The sequence below is a fragment of the Rhizobium sp. CAU 1783 genome, from assembly GCF_054551725.1.
In genome coordinates this window covers 76,723-99,994 of record NZ_JBTOLM010000003.1, presented here as the reverse complement: position 1 = coordinate 99,994, position 23,272 = coordinate 76,723, and the positions used below count along the sequence as shown (strand labels likewise).

General features: G+C 63.1%; 18 protein-coding genes. 11 read left to right on the top strand and 7 right to left on the bottom strand.

Going from position 1 to position 23,272, the window contains the following annotated elements:
- Positions 1-145 precede the first annotated feature (145 nt).
- The 3 genes from ACX93L_RS14180 to ACX93L_RS14170 all read left to right on the top strand — a co-directional run bounded on the left by ACX93L_RS14180 (position 146) and on the right by ACX93L_RS14170 (position 3,041).
- Entirely contained in the window at positions 146-931 is a 786-nt protein-coding gene (locus ACX93L_RS14180) for an arginyltransferase (protein WP_459405470.1), read from the top strand.
- Positions 921-1,796, top strand: a complete 876-nt coding sequence (locus ACX93L_RS14175) for a DMT family transporter (protein WP_459405469.1) — start codon at positions 921-923, stop codon at positions 1,794-1,796. Before ACX93L_RS14180 ends, ACX93L_RS14175 begins: the two co-directional genes overlap by 11 nt.
- A gap of 102 nt (positions 1,797-1,898) precedes the next feature.
- Positions 1,899-3,041: a cyclic nucleotide-binding domain-containing protein gene (locus ACX93L_RS14170; protein ID WP_459405468.1), complete on the top strand. Its 1,143-nt coding sequence runs from the start codon at positions 1,899-1,901 to the stop codon at positions 3,039-3,041.
- A 55-nt stretch (positions 3,042-3,096) separates the two neighbouring features.
- Here ACX93L_RS14170 and parC read toward each other — a convergent pair whose 3' ends face one another.
- The gene (gene parC / locus ACX93L_RS14165) at positions 3,097-5,373 is read right to left on the bottom strand and encodes a DNA topoisomerase IV subunit A (RefSeq protein ID WP_459405467.1); all 2,277 of its coding nucleotides are present in this window, start codon (positions 5,371-5,373) and stop codon (positions 3,097-3,099) included.
- A 209-nt stretch (positions 5,374-5,582) separates the two neighbouring features.
- On the opposite strand from parC, the gene ACX93L_RS14160 reads away from it, so the two are divergent.
- Positions 5,583-6,779, top strand: a complete 1,197-nt coding sequence (locus ACX93L_RS14160) for a hypothetical protein (protein ID WP_459405466.1) — start codon at positions 5,583-5,585, stop codon at positions 6,777-6,779.
- A gap of 130 nt (positions 6,780-6,909) precedes the next feature.
- Here the strand turns inward: ACX93L_RS14160 and aspS are convergent, their stop codons facing one another.
- The gene (aspS, locus tag ACX93L_RS14155) at positions 6,910-8,700 is read right to left on the bottom strand and encodes an aspartate--tRNA ligase (RefSeq protein ID WP_459405465.1); all 1,791 of its coding nucleotides are present in this window, start codon (positions 8,698-8,700) and stop codon (positions 6,910-6,912) included.
- Between the two features lie 259 nt (positions 8,701-8,959).
- On the opposite strand from aspS, the gene ACX93L_RS14150 reads away from it, so the two are divergent.
- From ACX93L_RS14150 to ACX93L_RS14120, 7 genes are all read left to right on the top strand, one after another.
- Positions 8,960-10,192, top strand: coding sequence for an MFS transporter (locus ACX93L_RS14150; protein ID WP_459405464.1), 1,233 nt, complete (start codon positions 8,960-8,962; stop codon positions 10,190-10,192).
- Between the two features lie 94 nt (positions 10,193-10,286).
- Positions 10,287-11,690 (top strand): multicopper oxidase family protein, encoded by a 1,404-nt coding sequence (locus ACX93L_RS14145; RefSeq protein WP_459405463.1) that lies wholly within the window; start codon positions 10,287-10,289, stop codon positions 11,688-11,690.
- Between the two features lie 79 nt (positions 11,691-11,769).
- Complete coding sequence (locus ACX93L_RS14140) at positions 11,770-12,669, top strand: MBL fold metallo-hydrolase (protein WP_459405462.1); 900 nt, start codon at positions 11,770-11,772, stop codon at positions 12,667-12,669.
- Between the two features lie 126 nt (positions 12,670-12,795).
- A complete protein-coding gene (rnd, locus tag ACX93L_RS14135) occupies positions 12,796-13,941 on the top strand; it encodes a ribonuclease D (RefSeq protein ID WP_459405461.1) in 1,146 nt (381 codons plus the stop codon).
- 4 nt (positions 13,942-13,945) lie between these two features.
- A complete protein-coding gene (locus ACX93L_RS14130; RefSeq protein ID WP_459405460.1) occupies positions 13,946-14,440 on the top strand; it encodes a GNAT family N-acetyltransferase in 495 nt (164 codons plus the stop codon).
- Positions 14,441-14,450: 10 nt separating this feature from the next.
- Entirely contained in the window at positions 14,451-15,443 is a 993-nt protein-coding gene (locus tag ACX93L_RS14125) for a small ribosomal subunit Rsm22 family protein (protein ID WP_459405459.1), read from the top strand.
- 174 nt (positions 15,444-15,617) lie between these two features.
- Complete coding sequence (locus ACX93L_RS14120) at positions 15,618-16,973, top strand: esterase-like activity of phytase family protein (protein ID WP_459405458.1); 1,356 nt, start codon at positions 15,618-15,620, stop codon at positions 16,971-16,973.
- Between the two features lie 43 nt (positions 16,974-17,016).
- Here ACX93L_RS14120 and ACX93L_RS14115 read toward each other — a convergent pair whose 3' ends face one another.
- The 5 genes from ACX93L_RS14115 to ACX93L_RS14095 all read right to left on the bottom strand — a co-directional run bounded on the left by ACX93L_RS14115 (position 17,017) and on the right by ACX93L_RS14095 (position 23,137).
- Positions 17,017-17,322 carry a hypothetical protein gene (locus ACX93L_RS14115; protein WP_459405457.1) on the bottom strand — a complete coding sequence of 102 codons (306 nt, stop codon included), beginning with the start codon at positions 17,320-17,322 and terminating at the stop codon, positions 17,017-17,019.
- A gap of 187 nt (positions 17,323-17,509) precedes the next feature.
- Positions 17,510-19,030 carry an exopolyphosphatase gene (gene ppx, locus ACX93L_RS14110; RefSeq protein ID WP_459405456.1) on the bottom strand — a complete coding sequence of 507 codons (1,521 nt, stop codon included), beginning with the start codon at positions 19,028-19,030 and terminating at the stop codon, positions 17,510-17,512.
- Positions 19,031-19,042: 12 nt separating this feature from the next.
- Entirely contained in the window at positions 19,043-21,235 is a 2,193-nt protein-coding gene (locus ACX93L_RS14105) for an RNA degradosome polyphosphate kinase (RefSeq protein WP_459405455.1), read from the bottom strand.
- A gap of 63 nt (positions 21,236-21,298) precedes the next feature.
- Positions 21,299-22,012, bottom strand: coding sequence for a DnaA regulatory inactivator HdaA (gene hdaA / locus ACX93L_RS14100; protein ID WP_459405454.1), 714 nt, complete (start codon positions 22,010-22,012; stop codon positions 21,299-21,301).
- Entirely contained in the window at positions 22,013-23,137 is a 1,125-nt protein-coding gene (locus ACX93L_RS14095) for an AI-2E family transporter (RefSeq protein ID WP_459405453.1), read from the bottom strand. It lies immediately after the preceding gene.
- Positions 23,138-23,272: the final 135 nt, after the last annotated feature.

Sequence of the window (23,272 nt, the reverse complement as noted above, 5' to 3'; positions counted from 1 at the left end):
ATATGCGGACCGGGCGTCCATATGGCCGGTTTTCGGCATATTCCGGGGCCAGAGTTCATTCGCATTTCGCTAAGAGTTGACGTTTTCCAATCTTGCGCCATGCTATTCATTATATTCGTGGCGGCAGGCTAACGACCGGAGCGCAATGAACACCCAGACGTCACCTTCCCCGCAATTCTATTTGACGGCGCCCGCGCCGTGCCCCTACCTGCCGGGAGAAATGGAACGGAAGGTCTTCACCCACCTCGTGGGGCCGCGCGCCACGGAAATGAACGACCTCCTAACCCAAGGCGGCTTCCGACGTTCGCAGAACATCGCCTACCGCCCCGCCTGCGAGGCGTGCCGGGCGTGCATTTCCGTTCGGATCGTCGTCGACGAGTTTGTTCCAGGCCGTTCCTTCAAGCGCATCCAGGCGATCAACAGCGACGTCGTGTCGACCGTCCTCCCGGCGCAGCCTTCAACCGAACAGTTCTCGCTGTTCCGTGGCTATCTCGACCACCGCCACCAGAGCGGCGGCATGTCGGACATGTCCGCGCTCGACTATGCGATCATGGTCGAGGATACGCATGTGCAGACGCGTATCATCGAATATCGCCTGCGCAGTCCGGGCGATGGCCTCAGCCTTCAGCCGAAGGGCGAACTGATCGCCGTCGCGCTTTCCGACCAGATGAGCGACGGCCTGTCGATGGTCTATTCCTTCTTCAACCCGGCGCTGTCGAAGCGCTCGCTCGGGACGATGATGGTGCTTGACCACGTCAACCGCGCAAGGTCGCTCGGCCTGCCGCATGTCTATCTCGGCTATTGGGTGCGCGGCTCGCACAAGATGGACTACAAGACACGCTTCCTGCCCCAGGAGCACTTGACCAACCAAGGATGGGAACGCTACGAGCCCGGTGCGGACGTCACCGGGCAAGCTAGCGATGAATCCTGATACTCGTGCCGGTCGTCGGACCGGTCTTCTGATTGCCGCGGCAGGCGGCCTCTTTCTCTCCTTCGATATTCCTCTGGTCCGACTGGCTGATGGCGGCCTCTGGCCGGTTCTCGGACTTAGAAGCGTGGCAATCGTGCTCGTCGCTCTCATCGCGATCACAGTGATCCGCTTCATGACAGGCCAGTGGCAGGCCTTCCGCCTGACGCGCGCCTCGCTGCTCGGTGGGCTCTTTTACGGCTTGAGCACAATGGCCTTCGTCGCGGCCGTCTATCACACGACATCGGCTAACGTGGTTTTCATCGTGGCATTTTCGCCGATGATCGCGGCGATCCTTTCCTGGCTCTTCCTCAACGAGAAACCGAGCCGCTCGACGCTGATCACCATGGGCGTCATGTTGCTCGGCGTCGGCCTCATCGTCGGGAGCGGCATTTCCGCCGGGCACCTTTTCGGCGACCTGCTCGCGGCGGTGGCCGCAGCACTGATCGCCGCCGCACTCACCGTCGGACGCGCGTCGCGGCAGCCGATGGGTTTTGTCCCGCTGCTCGCCGCAGCAATTCCGGGGGCTTTCAGTCTGCTGTTCGGCTGGAACGAAGGCCTGCTTGCGATGGAGGCCCCGGTCTGGGCGATCCTCGACGGCGCGGTGATGATGCCGCTTGCCTTCTGGCTGCTCGCAACCGCGCCGCGCTACCTGCCGGCGGCCGAGGTGGGCATGTTCTACCTCCTGGAGACGATCCTCGCTCCGGTGTGGATCTGGCTCATCTTCACGGAAATGCCGGGCAGCGCGACACTGATCGGCGGCGCGATCATTCTTCTCGCCCTGTTCTTTCATTCTCTCGCCGGCATGCGCTCGCGTCCGCAAGGCTGACGATCGGCCCAAACTTGGACGCTTGGGGCGCCTCGCCAAGCTCGCCTTCCCGGCTATTGTCACGCGACCATTCGCATCGACCAGCGCCGGGACCCACCCTTCATGACCTATCTGCGTTCGGAAACCGTCGTTGAGGTCAACGACTTTTCGGAGATGCTGCTCAAGCACACGACGCTCCGGCTGTGCCCGGACTATCTCGCCGAATTCCGTCGGCATGTCGACCCGATCACCTATCGGGCCAATGAGACCGTCTTTACCCAGGGCGAGTTCGGTGAGTTCGCGCTGCTGGTCGCCGAGGGTGAAGTCGAACTCTACGACATCGAAACCGACGAGACGATCTCGATCGCCGGCCCGGGATCGCTGGTCGGCGAGCTCGACCTGATCGGCGACGAACCGCGCGGCGCGTCCGCCCGCGCCGTCGGCCCCGTTCGCGGCTGGGTCATCGACCGGATGGACTATGCGCAGTTTCTCGACGACCGGCCGGAGCTCGAGACGCTGTTCTTCCGCAAGATCTACGCGCAGCTGTCGGCGAGCCACTCGAAGCTGAAGCAGCAGTTCTCCGCCCTGGAAGATGCCGACCGGCGCTACCATGCGCTGGCCTTCATGTTCGTCACCATCGTCTTGATGGTGAACTGCTATGCGCTGGTCAACGGGCTCCTCCTCGGCGGTCTCCGCGCCGCCCACCAGGAGGCGATGGTCTTCTGGACGGCGCGCGTCATGGAACTCTGGGGCGCTTTCATCCTCTGGGGGCTCACCAGGCGTTGCGGTCTCGACCGGCACGACATGGGCATTCGAACGACCAACCTGCTCCCCTCGTTCGTGGCCGGCATCGCGATCAGCATTCCGGCGCTGGGGGCCATGGCCTATTTTCGCACAGAACTCTATCCGGAGCTCAACGGCACGCCGCTCTTCGATTTTCGACTGATGACGCTCGACACCTATACCTACATTCTGGTGTCTGCTCTGCAGGAGTGGATCTGCCGCGGGGTCTTCCTGACCTCGATCGCCAGCCTGATGCCCGGGCGGTCCCGGCCGATCGCGGCGATCGCCATTTCATCCCTGGTCTTTTCGACGCTTCATCTGCACTACAGCGCCTCGCTCGCGGTCGTGGCGCTGGTGACCGGCATCGTCTGGGGCTGGCTCTTCCTCAAGTACCGCAGCCTCGCCGGGCCGATCATCTCGCACTTCATTCTCGGCAATGCGGCGACCCTGATGGGCCTATGGGCCATCTGGAAGGCGGGTTGAAACGCAGGACGCCGGCCCTGCGTCCTGCGTCCCCGAAGCCTATCTGTCGACTATTCTAGCCGGAGAACTTGCCGCTGCGCGGGAAACCCTTGGGCACGGCGCGACCGGCGGTAGCCCTGTCGCCCTGCCATTCGAGGAGTTCGTCCTTGGTCTTGGTGAAGACCCGGCCGGCACTGTCTTCCCAGTTCAATCCCTCGGCGATCGCGAAGCACTTGATGTCGGAAATGCCGCCGTCCTTGTAGCGCTGCAGGCGCACACCCTTGCCACGGCTCATCTCCGGAACCTGGGCGAGCGGGAAGACCAGGAGCTTGCGGTTCTCGCCGACGACGGCGACATGATCACCAGAGACGGGTACGACCAGCTTGGTCTCGTCGGGCATGCCGACATTCATCACCTGCTTGCCTTTGCGGGTATTGGCGACGATCTCGCTTTCGGCGACCACGAAGCCGTTACCGGCCGTTGAGGCAATCAGCAGTTTGCGGGCCGGATCGTGGACGAAGGCGGTCAGGACGTCCTGATCGTTCTCCATGTCGACCATGATGCGCAGCGGTTCGCCGTGGCCGCGACCGCCGGGCAGCTTGTCGCCGCCGAGCGTGTAGACCTTTCCCCCCGTCGTCACCAGCAGGATCTTGTCCGTCGTCTGGGCCGGGAAAGCCACGCGCAGGGCATCGCCTTCCTTGAAGGTCAGACCGGCCGTGTCGGAAATGTGGCCCTTCAGCGCGCGGATCCAGCCCTTTTCCGAGATGACGACGGTGATCGGTTCCTTCTCGATCATCGCCTGCTGGATCGCCTCGATATCGGCTTCCGGCGCAGTGGCGAACTGCGTGCGGCGGCGGCCGAGCTCGGTCGCCTTGGCATACTTCTTCTTGACCTCGCCGATCTCCCAGGAAACGGTCTGCCACTGCTTCTCGTCGGAGGCGAGCAGCGACTCGATCTCGGCCTTCTCGGCCGACAGTTCCTCATGCTCCTTGCGGATCTCGAACTCTTCGAGCTTGCGCAGGTTGCGCAGCCGCATGTTGAGGATGGCTTCGGCCTGGATGTCGGTGAGGTCCCAACGGGCGATCATCACCGGTTTCGGCTCATCCTCCTCGCGGATGATGCGGATCACCTCGTCGAGGTTGAGATAGGCGATCAGCAGGCCGCCGAGGATTTCGAGACGGCGGTCGATCGCGGCGAGCCGGAAGCGCGAGCGGCGGACCAGGACATCCTTGCGGTGTTCCAGCCACTCCGTCAGCACTTCGTTCAGTGCCATCACCTTCGGCACCTTGCCCTGCGACAGCACGTTCATGTTGAGCGGAATGCGGCTTTCGAGCTCGGTCAGCTTGAACAGCGATTCCATCAGGATGGTCGGATCGACGGTGCGGCTCTTCGGCACCAGGACAACGCGCACGTCCTCGGCGGACTCGTCGCGAATATCCTCGAGCAGCGGCAGCTTGCGGGCGATCAGCAGCTCGGCGATCTTCTCGATGAGGCGAGACTTCTGAACCTGGTAGGGGATCTGGGTGACGACGATCTGGTAGCCACCGCGGCCGAGATCCTCGGTCTCCCATTTCGCCCGCACACGGAATCCGCCACGGCCGGTGCGGTAGGTCTCGAGCATGCTTGCGCGGCTCTCGACGATGATGCCGCCGGTCGGGAAATCGGGGCCTTCGATGCCACCCTTCTGCGGATTGGCCGGGTCGGCGAGAAGCTCCTCGACGGGCGCGCCCGGGTTCTTGATCAGGTAGAGTGCCGCATCGCAGAGTTCATGGGCGTTGTGCGGCGGGATCGAGGTCGCCATGCCGACGGCGATGCCGGACGAACCGTTGGCCAAAAGGTTCGGGAAGGCGCCCGGCATGACCACCGGTTCTTCGTCTTCCTCGTTATAGGTCGGGCGGAAATCGACGGCATCCTGCTCGATGCCTTCGAGCAGCAGCGCTGCGACGTCGGTCATTCGCGCTTCGGTGTAACGATAGGCAGCTGCGCTGTCGCCGTCGATATTGCCGAAGTTGCCCTGGCCGTCGACGATCGGATAGCGTTGCGAGAAATCCTGGGCGAGGCGCACCAGCGCATCGTAGACCGACTGGTCGCCATGCGGGTGGAACTTACCGATGACGTCACCGACGATACGGGCGCATTTCTTGAAGGCGGAATTGGGCCGGATGCCCATTTCGCTCATCGCGTGAATGATACGGCGATGCACCGGCTTCAGTCCGTCGCGCACGTCGGGCAGCGCCCGGTGCATGATCGTCGATAGCGCATAGGCGAGGTAGCGCTCCTCGAGCGCCGCCTTCAGATCGACCGGCACAATGTTGTCGCCGCCCTCGCCGGGCGGAATGATCGTTTTCCCCATAGCTCCTGACTAGACGAGAAGGCCGCGAACGGCAAGGAATCCCGGCATTCTGCTTGTGGATTACCGGAACTGTGACATGCGTCACGGGGTCATTCTCCTCGCACTTCGGTAACGATGAAAGCGGTGGAAGTTTTTACCGGTGACCATATAAAGGACATCTCGCGCGTGGCTGATCCAAGCATTCAACCAATTCACGAAAGGACCGTTTGATGACCACATCCCGCACCACCAGGCTCCTGATGGCCGGAGCCGCCTTTGTAGCGCTGTCCGGCCCGGCCTGGGCGCTCGACGGTCAGGACCTGCTCGCCAAGATCAATGCCGCCTATGCAGCCGGCAGCGGCGTGCTGAAGGCCGAGGCAGTCGAGGTCAACGGCAACGACGTCCTTCTCAAGGGAACCACCTTCACGCCGACCGGACCGGACGAAAAGTCGGTCAAGCTCGGCGACCTGACCCTTCAGGACGTGACGGAAGAAGATGGCGGCGCCTATCACGTCGACCGCATCGAGTTTCCCGAAATCAACGTAACCGAGGACAAGGGCAGCTTCTCGGTGAAGGACCTCTACCTTGCCGGCGTCACCGTGCCGGGCAGCACGGCCGCCCAGGGCCTTGCATCGATGATGCTCTATGAGGAGGCCCACAGCGGCCCGCTCAGCGTCATTGCGGACGGCAAGCCGATCTTCTCGGTCTCCGAGGCGAGCGCCACGATGGAACTGGCGGACGACGAATCCTCGCTCTCCTTCGAGGCATCCATCTCCGGCATCAAGGCAGACCTCACGGTCACGGATGATCCCAAGAGCAAGGAAACCATCGAGGCGCTCGGCCTGCAGCAGCTCGACGGCGAAATCACCCTTTCCGGCAGCTGGGAACCGGCTTCCGGCGCCCTCGAGGTCGAGGACTACACCTTCGACTTCGCCAATGTCGGCAGCCTGTCGCTCTCCTTCGCGCTCTCCGGCTACACCATGGATCTCGTCAAGCAGCTGCAGGAAACCGCCCGCACGATGCAGGCCGATCCCAAGAACGAACAGGCCCAGCAGGCCGCCGGCATTGCCATGTTCGGCCTGATGCAGCAGATGTCGTTCACCAGCGCCCATATCCGCTTCGACGATGCCGGCATCACCAAGCGCGGCCTCGACTTCGCCGGCAAGCAGCAAGGCACGACCGGCGAGCAGATGGCCGAAATGGTCAAGGGCATGGTTCCGATCCTGCTCGCCCAGGCAAAGCTCGGCGCGCTGCAGAACGAAGTCTCGACCGCGGTCAACACCTTCATCGACAAGCCCGGCAACCTGATCGTCGCCGCCGAGCCGGAAAAGGAAGTCCCCTTCCCGATGATCATGGGTGCCGCGATGGGCGCACCGGAGACCGTTCCGTCGCTGCTCGGCATCAAGGTCACCGCCAACGAGGAATAATTCGGCACATCGTCCCCGCCGCTCCAGCGAGTGGCGGGACGACCGCCGGAATTCCTTCGACGCATACAAGAAAGCCCCGGAAAGCTGTCGCTTCCGGGGCTTTTCCTTTGTCCGGTCCGTCGAGAGACGATCAGTCCTTCTTCGGGGTCGGCACGACGCGCAGCGCCAGTTCGCGCAGCTGCGTCGGCGTTGCCGGCGACGGGGCATTCATCAGCAGATCCTGGGCCTGCTGATTCATCGGGAACAGCGAGATCTCGCGCAGGTTCTTGGCGCCGACGAGCAGCATGACCACACGGTCGATGCCGAAGGCGCAGCCGCCGTGCGGAGGCGCGCCATACTGGAAGGCGCGGTAGAGGCCGCCGAAGCGCTCTTCCACGTCCGCCTGACTCAGACCCACCTTTTCGAAGGCCTTCACCATCAGTTCCGGCGACTGGTTACGGATCGAGCCCGAGGCAATTTCGAAACCGTTGCAGACGGCATCGTACTGGTAGGCTTTGAGCGACAGCGGATCCTGGCTTTCGAGCGCTTCCAGACCACCCTGCGGCATCGAGAAGGGGTTGTGGGCGAAGTCGATCTTCTTTTCTTCCTCGCTCCATTCGTAGAACGGGAAATCGACGATCCAGCACAGTTCGAAACGGTCACGGTCGACGAGGTTCAATTCCTCACCGGCGCGGGTGCGGGCTTCACCGGCAAACTTGTAGAACTTGGACGGCTCGCCGGCGACGAAGAAGCAGGCGTCGCCTTCGTCGAGGCCAAGCTGGGTGCGAATCGCTTCGGTGCGCTCCTCGCCGATGTTCTTGGCGAGCGGGCCGGCGCCTTCAAGGACGGCACCTTCCTGGCGCCAGAAGATGTAGCCGAGACCCGGCTGGCCGGTCGACTGGGCCCAGGCGTTCATGCGGTCGCAGAAGGCGCGCGAACCGCCGGTCTTGGCCGGGATCGCCCAGACTTCGACCTTCGGATTGGACGCGATCATGTTGGCGAAGACCTTGAAGCCCGAACCGGCGAAATGCTCGGTCACGGACTGCATCTCGATCGGGTTGCGCAGGTCCGGCTTGTCGGAGCCATACTTGCGGATCGCGACGTCGTAGGGAATACGCGGCCACTGCTTGGTGACCGGCTTGCCTTCGGCGAACTGCTCGAACACCTGGGTCATGACCGGCTCGACGGTTTCCCAGATGTCTTCCTGGGTGACGAAGCTCATCTCGAGGTCGAGCTGGTAGAACTCGCCCGGCAGACGGTCGGCGCGCGGGTCTTCGTCACGGAAGCACGGCGCGATCTGGAAGTAGCGGTCGAAGCCGGCGACCATCAGCAGCTGCTTGTATTGCTGGGGCGCCTGGGGCAGCGCGAAGAACTTGCCTTCGTGGATACGGCTCGGCACGAGGAAGTCGCGCGCACCTTCCGGCGACGAAGCCGTCAGGATCGGGGTGGTGTATTCGGCAAAGCCGGCATCGCCCATGCGGCGGCGCATGTCGGAAATGATCTGCGTGCGCTTGACGATGTTCTTGTGCAGCGTGTCGCGGCGCAGGTCGAGGAAGCGGTACTTGAGGCGCACGTCCTCCGGATAGTCCGGCTCGCCGAAAACCGGCAGCGGCAGTTCCTTGGCGGCCGACAGGACTTCGATTTCCTGGGCGTAGAGCTCGATCTCGCCGGTCGGCATGTTCTTGTTGACGGTGTCTTCGGTACGGGCCTTGACGAGGCCGTCGATGCGGATGACCCACTCGCCGCGGACAGTTTCGGCCAGTTTGAAGGCCGGGCTGTCCGGATCGGCGACAACCTGGGTAACGCCGTAGTGGTCGCGCAGGTCGATGAAGAGGACGCCGCCGTGGTCGCGAACGCGATGGACCCAGCCGGAGAGCCGGACGGTGGAGCCGACATCAGACTTGCGGAGAGCGGCACAGGTGTGGCTGCGGTAACGGTGCATGGTTTTATCCTGCATTTTCTTCGGGGAGTGATCCGGCAAGGGCACGGATTCTCGGACTTTAAATCGCGCGGACAAGCGCATGGTGCGCCCGATTTGTCAAGGCTGAAGGCAAGCGGGAGGCCGCCCTGCCCGACCGACAATCGATTTTCGTGATGACTGTATTCATGACGCGAACTGTTTTCGCCGCGCGTGCCCGGATAGAAGGGTTGTGGCACCGGGGAGGAACCGAGTCGTGCCATCACCAGCCGAGATAGACCGCATGTCATCGATCCGTCCGCTCATCCCCCTGCTCATCACCGCCGGAATCCTGATCGGCGGCAACGGGCTGCAGGGGACCTTCATCTCGCTGCGGGCGTTGGAGGAAGGTTTTTCGACGTCGATGATCGGCGTGATCGGCACCGGCTACAATATCGGCTTTGCCATCGGCTGCATCTACATTACCCGCGTCATACGCGCGGTGGGGCACATCCGGACCTTCTCGGCGCTCGCGGCGATCGCATCCGCCGCCTCGATCTGCATGGTGCTGTTCATCCACCCGTCCAGCTGGTTCGCCATGCGACTGGTCCAGGGCTTGTGCTTTGCCGGCCTGTTCGCAGTCGTCGAGAGCTGGCTCAACGCGCGGGTGACCAATGCGACGCGTGCGCGCACGCTGTCCCTCTATCGCTTCGTCGACCTTGGCGCCGTCACGCTTGCGCAATACATGATCCCGGCCGTCGGCATCGGCGGGTTCGAGCTGTTCACCATCATATCCATGGCGCTCACCCTGTCGCTGGTACCGATCTCCTTTGCCGACCGCTCCAGTCCCGAACCGCCGGAGCATGTCCGCTTCAACGTCCGGGTTCTGTGGAAGGTTTCACCTCTCGCGACCGTCGGCTGCATCGTCGTCGGACTGACGAATTCCAGCTTCCGTTCGCTCGGCCCCATCTATGCCGACGGCATCGGCATGTCGGTAACCTCGATCGCCACCTTCATGAGCGTGGGCATCTTCGCCGGCGTCGTGCTGCAATATCCGCTCGGGCACTATTCCGACAAGCTGGACCGCCGCCTGATCATACTGATCGCCACCTTCGGGGCGTTTGCGGCAGGGTTGTTCCTGACCTTCGTCGCGGGGACGAACGCCCTGCTCAACTTCGTCGGCATCTTCTTCTTCGGTGCCTTCGCCATGCCGCTCTATTCGCTCTGCTCGGCCCATGCCAACGATCACGCGGCCCCCGGCCAGCATGCCCTCGTCTCGGCGGGCAGCCTGTTCTTCTGGTCGCTCGGCGCCGTCATCGGCCCGCTTTTTGCGTCCTTCATGCTCGACATGTTCGGCCCGCGCGCGCTGTTCATCTATATGGTGGTCGTGCTCCTGGGGTTCATGGTCTACACACTCAGCCGCATGATGGTGCGCGAGGGCGTGCCGACAGCCGAGCGCAGCATGCGGTTCCGCAACCTGTTGCGTACATCGACCTTCTTCAACAAACTTGCCGCGCCGCCGTCGGAGAAGGACTGAGCCATCCTGCGGCAGTTTGGCCACATAAGCCATATTGCTGAAAGCGGAAGTCAACTTTAAACAGGGCCGATCATTCACGACCCCGGGGGCTTCGATGGCCATTATCACTCGCCGAAATCTGCTGAAGGCTTCCGCCGTCGCGGGTGCCTATGGTGCCGGGATGATGCTTGCGCCGCGCCTCACTGCCCTCGCCGCCGCGGAACCGATGCCGCTCGAGGCGCGGATCATCGAGGCGTCCCTCGACGGACGCGGCAAGACACGCAACGTGATGACCTATGTAGGCGCCAAAGCCGGCAACGACCCCATGCCGCCGGTGCTGCGCGCACGGCGCGGGGAGAAATTCGCAGCCCGCTTTGTCAATCATCTTGAGGAGCCGACCACCGTCCACTGGCACGGCCTCAGGATCGAGAACGCCATGGACGGAGTACCGTTCATGACCCAGCCCTACGTCTATCCGGGCGACAGCTTCGACTATGCTTTCACGCCGCCCGACGCCGGAACCTTCTGGTATCACCCCCACTGCAACACGCTGACCCAGATCGGCCGGGGGCTCGCCGGAATGCTGATCGTCGAGGATCCCGCCGATCCCGTCTTCGATGCCGAGATCGCGCTCAACCTGCGCGACTGGCGGCTCGGCGGCGACAGCCAGTTCATCGAGCAGTTCAAGGCACGCGATGCAGCCAAGAGCGGCACGTTCGGCACCGTTCGCACCGCCAACTGGCAACCTTCGCCGACCTATGACGCACCGTCCGGCGGCCTCGTGCGCGTTCGCATCCTCGTCGCCGACGTGACGCGCATCTACAATCTGAAGCTTGCGGGCGCCGAAGCGCTGATCATCGCGATCGACGGGCAACCGGTACCGGTGACGATGCCGCTCGACATGGCCGTCGTGTCACCGGGACAGCGGATCGACCTCGTGATCCGCATGCCCGACAGCGAAGGGGCGATCGTCGCGCTGGAAGACATCCGGCCCTCGACGCCGAAGACGGTCGCCAGCCTGCGCAGCGTCGGCGCATCGCTGAAGCGAGAACTCGGCGATACGAAGCCGCTTGCCGCCAATCCTCAGCCGGAGCCCGACCTTTCCTCCGCCATTCCCGTTCCGCTGGTGCTCAGCGGGACGGCCGAGGAAGCCGCCCGCGATTCGATCTGCGGCACGCTCGGCTATTCCTTCTGGGCGATCAACAAGGTGGCCTATCCTGGCGACGGCCCCGATCCGCTGGCTCCGCTTGCCGAAATGAAGCTCGGTCGGACCTACCTGCTGAACCTCGAAAACGTCACGCCGCATGCCCATCCGATCCACCTGCACGGCATGAACTTCCACGTCATCTCCTCGTCGACGCGCAAGGTCCTGCCGCTCGTCTCCGACACCTACCTGATCCTGCCGGACGAAAAGGTGCAGCTGGCCGTGGTCGCCGACAATCCGGGCGACTGGGTGTTCCACTGCCACATCATCGAGCACCAGAAGACGGGCATGACCGGCTACATGCGGGTGGCCTGAGCGCTTCGGAGATTGACAGCGGGTCCGGCGTCAAGCCTCATGCGCGGCCGCCTCAAACCGCTGCGAAGGAGTAGCGCCCGTGTCCAGCCTTGCCGCCACCATGACGATCCTCGAGCCGTATCCGGGTCTCTTTGCCTATTATGACGGGCGGATCGCCGGCAAACGCCTGCATTCGGAGGAACCGAACTGGCTGGACGACGGCGCCTATTCGCTCGGCGTCGCCTCCTACGCGCTCGTGGCCGGCGAACGGGCGATCATCTACGATACACACATTTCCTTCGACCACGCGCGGGCGATCCGCAGCCATCTTGAGGGGCTCGGCGTGACGTCCATCCAGGTGGTGCTGAGCCACTGGCACACCGACCACATCGCCGGGAACGCGGTCTTCGCCGATTGCGAGATCATCGCCAACAGGCTGACGGCGAAGACGCTGATCGAGAATGTGAAGACGCTCGCCAACAAGACCCCGCCGATCAATCCGGTCGTCATGCCGAACCGGCTGTTCGAAGGACAATTGACGCTTCCGCTCGGCGACCGCGTCGTGGAACTGCTGCAGTTCGACATCCACAGCGCCGACGGAACGGTGCTCCTGCTGCCGGACGAGGGTGTGCTTCTCGCCGGCGACACGCTGGAAGACACGGTCACCTATGTTTCAGAACCCGAAGACATCCCCACCCACATCGTCGAACTCGGGCGGATGGCCAACCTGCCGATCCGGCGGATCCTGCCGAATCACGGCGCTCTGGAGTGCATCGCGGCGGGCGGTTACGAGCCGAGCCTGATCGATGCCAACCGGGCCTATCTCGAACGGCTTCAGGCGCTCGCCGAAGCCGGTGTGACCGAGGATGTCGCCCTCCGCGATTTCGTGGCCGACGACATCGCATCCGGCCGGATCATCTATTTCGAACCTTACGAGAGGGTACACCGCGCCAATGTTACAGCGGTGCTGGGTGCACGGGCCGCCGCCTCTGGTATCTGAGCCCGGGCGATCGCCAAAATACGCCTGCCCGCGCTTGCGGCCGGGGACCAATCGTGCGGTCGTATTGACATCGCCGGTCGAAAGGAGAACTAAGGTTGATCAACTATTTTCCATGACCGAGCCCAGATGATCGAGACAACAGCCGCGTTAGAAGAAGCCTGCATCCAGCTGGCCAAATCGGATTTCATCACCATCGATACGGAATTCCTGCGGGAGACGACGTTCTGGCCGGAGCTATGCCTGATCCAGATGGCGAGCCCGGATGTCGAAGTCATCGTAGACCCGCTGGCGAAGGGCCTCGATCTTGCCCCCTTCTTCGCACTGATGGCGGACAGCTCGGTGATCAAGGTCTTCCATGCCGCGCGGCAGGACATCGAAATCATCTTCCACCTCGGCAACCTGATCCCGCATCCGATCTTCGACACCCAGGTCGCGGCCATGGTGTGCGGCTTCGGCGACAGCGTCTCCTACGACCAGCTGGTGCAGAAGGTGAAAAACGTCCACATCGACAAGACCTCGCGCTTCACCGACTGGAGCCGCAGGCCGCTGTCCGATAAGCAGCTCGACTATGCGCTTGCCGACGTCACGCATCTGCGCGACGTCTATCTGGCGCTGAAGGCGCAGCTCGAACGCGAAGGACGGGCGGACTGGCTGACCGAGGAAATGGCGATCCTCGAATCGCGCGAGACCTATGATCTCCACCCGGACGATGCCTGGCAGCGACTGAAGATGCGGCTCCGCAAGCCGCAGGAACTGGCCGTCATGCAGTATGTCGCCGCTTGGCGCGAACGCGAGGCCCGCAATCGCAACGTTCCCCGCTCGCGCGTCCTGAAGGACGACGCGATCTACGAGATCGCCCAGCAGCAGCCGAAGGACATCGACGCGCTCGCCCGGCTCCGCACGATCCCGAAGGGCTGGGAGCGTTCGGCATCGGGCGCGGCCATCCTCGAACATGTCAATGCCGCGCTGGCGCTGCCGAAATCCGACATGCCGCACGTGCATCGCCACACCCATGCCCCGGAAGGCGCCCAGGCCGCCGTCGAGCTTCTCAAGGTGCTGCTCCGCCTCACTTCGGAAAAACACGGCGTCGCTTCCAAGGTGATCGCCAACACCGAGGATCTGGAAAAGATCGCGGCAGAAGGCGAGAAGGCCGACGTTCCGGCCATGCACGGCTGGCGGCGGGAGCTGTTCGGCGATGTCGCACTGAAGCTGATTTCCGGCGGCGTCGGCCTGCGCTTCGTCGACAAGCGCGTCGAAGCGGTGGAATTCTGATCCTGTGGCCGCCGTGACGCTTCGGCGGGCGACCCCGGACGACATCAGCTATATCATGATGGTCGAGCGACTGCCGGGCTACGACTATTTCATCGGCAGGTTAGACGCCGACCAGCACGCGCGGCAATTGAACGATCCGGCGATCGACTACTTCATCGGTGAAGACGAAGCCGGCACGCCGATCGGCTTCACGATCCTGAGCGGCCTCGACAATCGCGACGGCAACATTTGCATCAAGCGTATTGCGGTCGCGGTCCCGGAGCGTGGGCACGGTTCGCGCATGCTGGACGCCATGGTCGACCATACGTTCTCGACGACACCTGTTCATCGGCTCTGGCTCGATGTCGTGAAGGACAATGCCCGCGCCTGGAAGGTCTACCGCAAGGCGGGATTCAAGGACGAAGGCGTTCTGCGCGAAGCCGCGGTCATGCCCGACGGGCAGCGCGCCGATCTCGTCATGATGTCAATGCTGCGCCCCGAATGGGCTGCGCGCACTTAAGGCCCGCTCCATGGAACTCCCCGCCCCGCTCAAGGCCGCCGTCGAACAGATGCTGGCGCACGAGCCGATCGAGCGTCTGGCCCGCGCCAGCGAAAAGCTTTCCGACCGCTATCGCCGCGAGGTCCGCGACGGCAGGTTCCACCTCGACGGGGAACTCGCCGCCAAGGCCTATCTCGCCACCCGCCTGCCAGCGACCTATGCGGCCGTGCGCGCCGCCCTCGGCATGGTCGAGGAGGCCGCCCAGGATTTTTCCCCGAAGAGCCTGCTCGATTTCGGTGCCGGTCCCGGCACGGTATTCTGGGCAACGGCGGACAGCTGGCCGGATCTCGAAACGGCGCGGCTGGTAGAGGCGAGCCCCGCGATCCGGTCGGTCGGGGAGGCGCTGGCAAAGGCCTCGACCGTTTCCACCACCTGGCTCGCCGGCGACATTACCGGAACGATTCCGACACTTGAAGCGGCAGACCTCGTAACACTCGCCTATGTGCTCGACGAGATCGCCGAGACGGCCATTCCCACGGTGACGAGGCGGCTATGGGATCTGACCGCGCATACGATCGTCATCGTCGAGCCCGGCACGCCGGCCGGCTGGCGGAGAATTCTCACTGCGCGCCAGACCCTGGTCGATGCCGGCGCCAATATCGTCGCCCCCTGCCCCCATGCCCGGGACTGTCCCATCGAAGCGCCGGACTGGTGCCACTTTTCACGACGCGTCGCCCGCTCGCGCCTGCACAGGCTCTCCAAGGGAGCGGAGGTGCCGTGGGAAGATGAGAAATACATCTTCATCGCCGCGTCGCGCCTTCCCGCCGAGCCTCCGGTCGCCCGGGTGCTCGCGCCCCCGCGCGTGTCGGGCGGCGTCGCCCGGCTGAAGCTCTGCAAGGCCGAAGGTAATGCAGCGGAGATGACGGTGAGCCGCCGCGACGGCGCGGTGTTCAAGGCTGCCCGCCGGGCGGACTGGGGCGATGCGTTCGATCCGGCTGCCGGCAGCGGCCACGACGACGAATAGGCCCCGCGAGGCAGGCAACGATGCCTGGACGAGTTCCGGCAATATGCCAGACCACTGGCTGAAACTGCTTCGAGCCTGAGGACAGTCACCGAAACTTCATCGAACGTAGATCGCCCTGACACGGGCGATCCCTAACCATGCCGCGTCTGAAACCGTCTCACGAATGGTGACGCCATGAAAAAACAACTCTTTGCCTCCGTATCCCTTTTCCTCATCGCCGCCCCCGTTTTCGCCGACGAGACCGCCTTCCCGGCCAAGCTCGTCAACCATGCGATCCTGCCGGCCAACACGATCATCGCCGCCCCGGCCGACGCGCCGGCGCACCTGAAGACCTCGGGCAAGTTCACCACCGCCGACCGCAAGCGCGCCGAAGGCCTCGGCACCGTGCCCGGCAAGGACGGCGTTCGTCCGACCGGGCTCTCCATGCCGTTCGACGGTCAGGCCATGCAGGGCTTTTCCGGCATCAAGACCATGGAAGACGGCACGTTCTGGAGCCTGTCCGACAACGGCTTCGGCTCGAAGATCAACTCGTCCGACTCCATGCTGATGCTGCATCACATCAAGTTCGACTGGGATGTCGGCAAGGTCGAGCACCTGGAAACCGTGTTCCTGTCCGATCCTGACAAAAAGGCGCCCTTCCCGATCGTCATGGAAGGCGCCGAACAGCGCTATCTGACCGGCGCCGACTTCGACGTCGAATCGATCCAGCCGGTCGCCGACGGCTTCTGGGTGGGCGAGGAATTCGGCCCCTACATCCTCAAGTTCACCAAGGACGGCAAGCTGACCGATGTCATCGCGACCAAGGCCGGCGAGACCGACGTCAAGTCGCCCGACAATCCGACGCTCGTCGTTCCGGCCAACCCGACGGCCAAGATGCCGGCCTTCAACCTGAAGCGCTCCGGCGGCTATGAAGGCCTTGCCATGTCGAAGGACGGCTCCAAGCTCTACGGCCTGCTCGAAGGCCCGCTCTATCTGGAAGACGGCTCGGTCGAGAAGGCCGACGGCCTGACCGCTCTGCGCATCATCGAGCTCGACACCGCCTCGAAGGCCTGGACCGGCCGGTCCTGGCTTTATCCGCTGTCCGAAGGCGGCGAGGCGATCGGCGACTTCAACATGATCGACGCCACCACCGCTCTCGTGATCGAGCGCGACAACGGCGCCGGTGCGGCGGACAAGGCCTGCGCCGACCCCAAGGCGCCGGCGGCAGACTGCTTTGCGGCTCCCGCCAAGCACAAGCGCATCTACAAGATCGAGATGACCGACGAGAATGCCGGCAAGGCCGCCCGCAAGATCGGCTACATCGACCTGATGAAGATAGCCGACCCGGACAACAAGAAGCGCCAGGGCGGCGGCGAAGGCTTCTATGACATGCCCTTCGTCACCATAGAGGACGTCGATGTCATCGACGCCACGCATATCGTCGTCGGCAACGACAACAACCTGCCCTTTTCGGCCGGCCGCTCTCTCGACAAGGCGGACGACAGCGAATTCGTCCTGCTCGAAGTTGGTGAATTCCTCGCCGCGAAGTAAAAGACCGAAGGCCGGCGGCGTTCGTGCCGCCGGCCTCTCGTCATCAAAGATAGAGCACGGTCGTCGAAGTGTTGCCGAAGGACTGGGTCTTGCCGGTTTGATCGTAAACCGAATAGTCGATGGAGTAGTCGACCGGCGAGACGCCGCTCTTCGAAGCAGAACCCGTTTGAGACGATTTGCCCAGCAGGTCGGGACTGCTATAGTCCAGGTTCCAGGACGACTTCTCGGATGCGACCGGCGAGGTCACCTTCCAGGCAGCATTGGCGGCATTGCCTTGCTGGCCGGACTTCTGGAAGACTGCGTAGTTCGCGGAGTTGTTCGAATTGTTCGTGATCGTGATGCTCGACATGAAATTTGCCTCGTTCCATTGAATGGCGGCAAACTACGACTGACGGACGCGAATACAACGACCGCAATTGGACCTATTTCCCGAACGAAAACACTGCGTTAACAGAACACTGCGCCATTCGTTACAATGCGACAGATCGCGCCGCCGGGCTTCGTGGCAACGCGACATTGTTCCGCGCCGTACGGAACTACTCGAACCTGAAGGCGAGCCGCTTGCCGGTCAGTCGCGCGAGCTGCTGCAGGCGACCGTCGAGGCGCTCGCCGCCGAAGTCGCGATAGGCCGATGGCACGACAAACTCCAGGTCGAGATCGGCACGGTTCGCCTTGCGGAAGGTGAGGTTGTGCACGATGCCCGGCATCGACGCCGAGAACAGATAGACGACCCGCAACAGCCCACCCAGAAGCTTGGCCCGCTCCAGCAGCCGCGTCGTGGCGATCGTCGCGAGCGGCCCGGTCTGGCCGTCGTCGTTCAGACCTTCGAAGCGATAATAATTGGCGAGCGCGATGAAGGCACGGCCCGGATGGGTGATGCCGACGAAGGACGAATGCGCAATGATGTTCAGCGCCTGGAGGCCGCGATAGTCCGGATGGGCGCGCCAGCTGATGTCGGCTAGCAGGCAGGCAGCCTGGCGATAGCGGGCCTCCTCCTCCGTCTCCACGACGTCGAAGTAGGGCATCATGCGGCCTGTCCACTCCGCCAGTTCGCGGGCATGCTCGGGCGATCGGGCGCGCAGGATCGCCAGTTCGTCCGCCGCAGTCAGCAGGGGATCGAGGTTCCGATCCTCTTCGGATAGCAGCGAATAGAGATAACCCTCGCGCACACCTTGCGCGGAGAAGGAGACGCTTGCCGGCTTCATCACCTCGATGGTTTCGCGCATGGCGATCGCACCGAAGGGGATCAGCGCCCGGCGGCTTTTCGAGATCGACGACCAAGCCGGATCCCGACTGTTTGCACCCGCGATGATCTCGTCGAGGAAGGTGGCGATCTCATCATAGGGAAGGTCGTAACCCTGCATCATGTGCAGCGGATACTTGCGCATCTCCATGTGGAGCTTGGCGATGTTTCGCCAGGTACCGCCCACGGCGTAGAAGATCCGTCCCCTGCCCTTTTCCAGCAGGGTGGCCGATTTCAACAGCTTGCGGGCGATCGTTCGCGCCTTGGGCAAGGAGCCGCCCGCCGTCTCGGAGAGACGCAGGCCGCCGAGCGGCATGGTAATGCCGGTACCGAGTTCGCGCCCCTTGATGTCGATCAGTTCGAGCGAGCCACCGCCAAGGTCACCGGCAATGCCGTCCGGATCGTGGAAACCGCTGACGATGCCGAGCGCGGAATAGAGCGCTTCCTGCTCTCCGGTCAGGACCTCGATATGGGTTCCGAGGATCTCTTCGGCCGCACGGATGAAATCCGGACCGTTCTGCGCTTCACGGGCCGCAGCGGTCGCGAGCACATACATTGCGGTCGCCCGCGCCTGGCGCGACAACGCACCGAACCGCTTCAGCGAGGCGAGCGCACGGGCCACACCTTCATCGTCCATGCGACCGGTGGTGGCCAGTCCCTTGCCCAGACCGCAAAGGACCTTCTCGTTGAACAGCACCGTCGGCGCTCTCGACAAGCCTTCATAGATGACCAGTCGGATCGAGTTGGAACCGATGTCGACAACGGAGACAGGGGCTATGCCAGGCAACCGCCCCTGCGCTTCAGATCTTGTCATGAAGTACCAGTTTTATTGTTTCCTGCCGGAAATGATGCCGGCAATCAGTTTCGGCGCGCTTTCTTTCAGCGATTCTCCCCGACCCGAAAGGCTCGGATTGGTCATGAAATAGTGCTGCGCGTTAAAAGGTTCCTCGCCGGGCCGCACATCCATGCGCCGCGACGTTCCGTCGGGCAATATCTCGTAGCTCTGCTGGTTGTCAATCAAGTTACCAAGCATGATCTGTGAAAGAACCTGCTCATGGACGGTGGGGTTGACGAGCGGCACGAGCGTCTCGACCCGGCGGTCGAGATTGCGCGGCATCATGTCGGCCGAACCGATGTAGACCAGCGCCTTTTCCGACGGCAGGCCGAAGCCGTTGCCGAAGCAGAAGATGCGGCTGTGCTCGAGGAAGCGGCCGACGATCGACTTGACGCGAATGTTGTCGGAGAGGCCCGGAACGCGCGGGCGCAGGCAGCAGATGCCACGCACGACGAGATCGACTTCGACGCCGGCCTGGCTGGCGCGATAGAGCGCGTCGATGATCTCCGGATCGACCAGCGAGTTCATCTTCATCCAGATCGCGGCGGGCTTGCCGGCCTTGGCGTGGCAGATCTCCTCCTCGATGTGACGCAGGATGCGCGGACGAAGCGTATAGGGCGATACTGCAAGCTTCATGCTTTCTTCCGGCTCGCCGTAGCCGGTGATGAAGTTGAAGATGTTCGCCATGTCGTGGGCGATCTTCGGATTGCAGGTGAAGAAGGAAAGGTCGGTGTAGATCTTTGCGGTGATCGGGTGGTAGTTGCCCGTGCCAAGGTGGCAGTAGGTCCGGAGCTTGCCGTCCTCGCGGCGCACCACCATAGACATCTTGGCGTGGGTCTTAAGCTCGATGAAGCCGAACACGACCTGTACGCCGGCGCGTTCGAGGTCACGCGCCCAGCGGATATTGGCCTCCTCGTCGAAGCGGGCCTTGAGTTCGACCAGCGCGGTCACCGACTTGCCGGCATCGGCGGCGTCGATCAGGGCACGGACGATCGGGCTGTCGTTCGAGGTGCGGTAAAGCGTCTGCTTGATGGCAAGGACGTCCGGGTCGCGCGCCGCCTGCAGCAGGAACTGGACGACGACGTCGAAGCTCTCATAAGGATGGTGAACCACCATGTCCTTTTCGCGGATCGCCGCCAGGCAGTCACCCGCATGCTCGCGTACGCGTTCCGGGAAGCGGGCATTGTAGGGTTCGAAACGCAGGTCGTCGCGCGGCGCCTTGGCGATCTCGGAAATGGTGTTGAGTGCCAGGAGACCCGGCAACACGGCAACGCGGTTTTCCGGAACACCGAGTTCGTGCACCACGAACTGGCGAAGGGCGACCGGCATCTCGGAATCAATCTCGATACGGATCACCGAGCCTCGACGCCGGCGCTTGAGCGCCGTCTCGAAGAAGCGCACCAGGTCTTCGGCTTCTTCCTCGACTTCGATATCGCTGTCGCGAATGATGCGGAAGGTGCCGAAACCCTTGACCTCGTAGCCCGGATAGAGCCGGTCGATGAACATGCCGACCATGTCTTCGAGCGTGATGTAGCGCAGCGTCGTCTTGTCGTCGGGCAGTCGGATGAAGCGGTCGAGCGTCGGCGGCAGGCGCAGCAGCGCCGTCATTGGCTCCTGGGTGCGCTTGCTCTCAAGCTGCAGGCCCATGGAGAAACCGAGGTTCGGAATGAAGGGGAACGGATGGGCCGGATCGATCGAGAGCGGCGTCAGCACCGGGAAGATGGATTCCTCGAATTCCGATGCGAGCCAGGTCTTGTCTTCGGCGGAGAGCGCCGCCGGACGGACGATGAGGATGTCTTCCTTGGCGAGATATTGCTGGAGAACCGCAAGCGACGCCTGCTGCTCCATCTGCAGGTTGTCGATTTCCTTGAGGATGTCGTCGAGCTGCTCGTGCGGCGTCTTGCCGTCCGGGCTCTTGATGGTGATGCCTTGGCGCACCTGACCTTCGAGGCCGGCCACGCGCACCATGAAGAACTCATCGAGGTTGGTCGCCGAGATCGACAGGAACCGCACACGTTCCAGAAGCGGATGGGCGGTGTTCAGCGTTTCTTCGAGGACTCGTCGATTGAACTGCAACCACGAGAACTCGCGGTTGATGAAGCGCAGCGGGCTCGAGGACAGGTCTTCCGGTGCCATGCCCTCCACGAGGTCGGAGGTCGTCGTCTCGGTCACCACAGAATCCATTGTCCATCCCTCAATTGCCGTAGCGGCCGCAAATATAACAGTTTGACGACAATCCTGTGACAATTACCCGAGGTCTTCGGCCTCGTAGAGTTCGCCCAGAACTTCGGCCGCGAGCGCCCGCGTGATCTTCGTGCGTCGCGACAGCGCAAGCCGGTCGATCCGGTCGACCACCTCCTGCGCCGCGGAGCAGGACCGCTCCATGCGTTGAACGATATAGTCGACGATCTTGTCGTCAATATTAAGCTGGCGGTCGGCAAACAGCTTGACGATCACCTGGGACAGGAGCGCCTCGTCGGGGCTGCCGATCTCCACCATGGTGGCCGCCTTCAGCCGCGACCTCAAATCGGGAAGCACGACCGGCCAGGAGAGAGGCCAGGTGCGCGACGTCATCAACAGGCTGTTGCCGTGTTCGCGGACGCTGTTGATGACATGGAAAAGTTCGACCTCATCGAAGCCGGCGCTGTCGGCATCCTCGAACAGCACGGGGCCGGCGGAGGCGACCTCCGCAGCAGAGCCGCCCGCGACCGGCTGGATGGCGGCCGCGCCGGACTGCTCGCGCCAGATTTCGGCAAGATGTGACTTTCCGGATCCTGCCGGGCCGGCGAGGATCACGACGGGGGACGGCCATTGCGGCCAGCTGTCGATCAGGGCGACCGCCGCGGCAAGGCGATCGGATACCAGCAGGTCTTCTCGGCCGCTCGCCGTGCCGTGGTCGAAGGCGAGCGGCAGTTGCTCGGCTGTCCTTCGCCGCGTCGCGACCTTCTTCATCTCACGCATTCACTTCTCTGAAACGCCGGGATCGGACTTCACCTCGATGATGGTCGACTGCCCGTAATACAAATCGCTCTCAAGATACCGCGACAGAGCGAAACGGACAAGAACGCCGACCGAGGCCGCAGCCGGGACGGCGACCAGGACGCCGACGAAGCCGAAGAGAGCACCGAAGGCAAAGAGGGCGAACATCAGCCATACGGGATGCAGCCCGACGCTTTTTCCCACCAGTTTGGGCTGCAGGATGTTGCCCTCGATGAACTGTCCGGAGAAGAAGAACACCACGACGATGATCAGGTGGACATAGTCCGGCCAGAACTGAACGAGCGCGACACCGCCGGCCAGCACCAGACCGACGGTCGAGCCGACATAGGGGATGAAGCTCAGCATGCCGGTAAGGAAGCCGATCAGCAGGCCGAAATTGAGGCCGATCAGCGAAAGGCCGACGGCGTAGTAGATACCGAGGAAGAGGCAGAGCGAGCCCTGTCCGCGCACGAAGCCGGCAATGGTGCGGTCGAGTTCGGTGGCGATCTCGCGCACTGTTGCGACGTGATTGCGCGGCACCCAGCCATCCACCTTGGCAATCATGCGGTCCCAGTCCAGCAACAGGTAAAAGGCGACGACCGGCGTGACGACGAGAAGCGAGGCGATGTCGAGGAGCGCCTTGCCGGAGTTCCAGATCTGCTCGAGCAGGGTGCCGATGAAGCCGACGCCCTCGGACAGATACTTGGAGAAGTTCGCCTTGATCGTGTCCATCTGGCTGTTCAGCCATTCCGGCAGCCAGGCGGCATTCGAGGTGGCGATGAAGGTCTGCAACTGCGAGACATAGCCCGGTACGTGCTGGATGAATTCATTGAGCTGGCTTGCCAGAACCGGGATGATGATCATCAGCGAGAGCACGAAGACGATGATGAAGGTGACGAGGATCACCACGGTCGCCATCAGGCGCGACAGCCCAAGACGTTCCAGGCGATCGGCAACGGGATCGAGGAAGTAGGCGAGCGCCATGCCGGCGATGAACGGCAGCAGGATCGTCCGGAACATCATCAGGAAGACGACGAAGACGGCGAGTGCTGCGAACCAGAACATTGCCTGACGCTTCAACCCGCTGCCGCTGATGTGCTGAATCATGGTCCGCCCTTCCCTTCCGATACGGTCACCGCTTTTCTGCGCCGCACTACTAACAGGAAACAGGAGATAGGTCAGGCCGAAAGCGAAGGTCAAGCGCACGCGATCCGAAGGTGCCACGAATGAAGATGGCAAAAG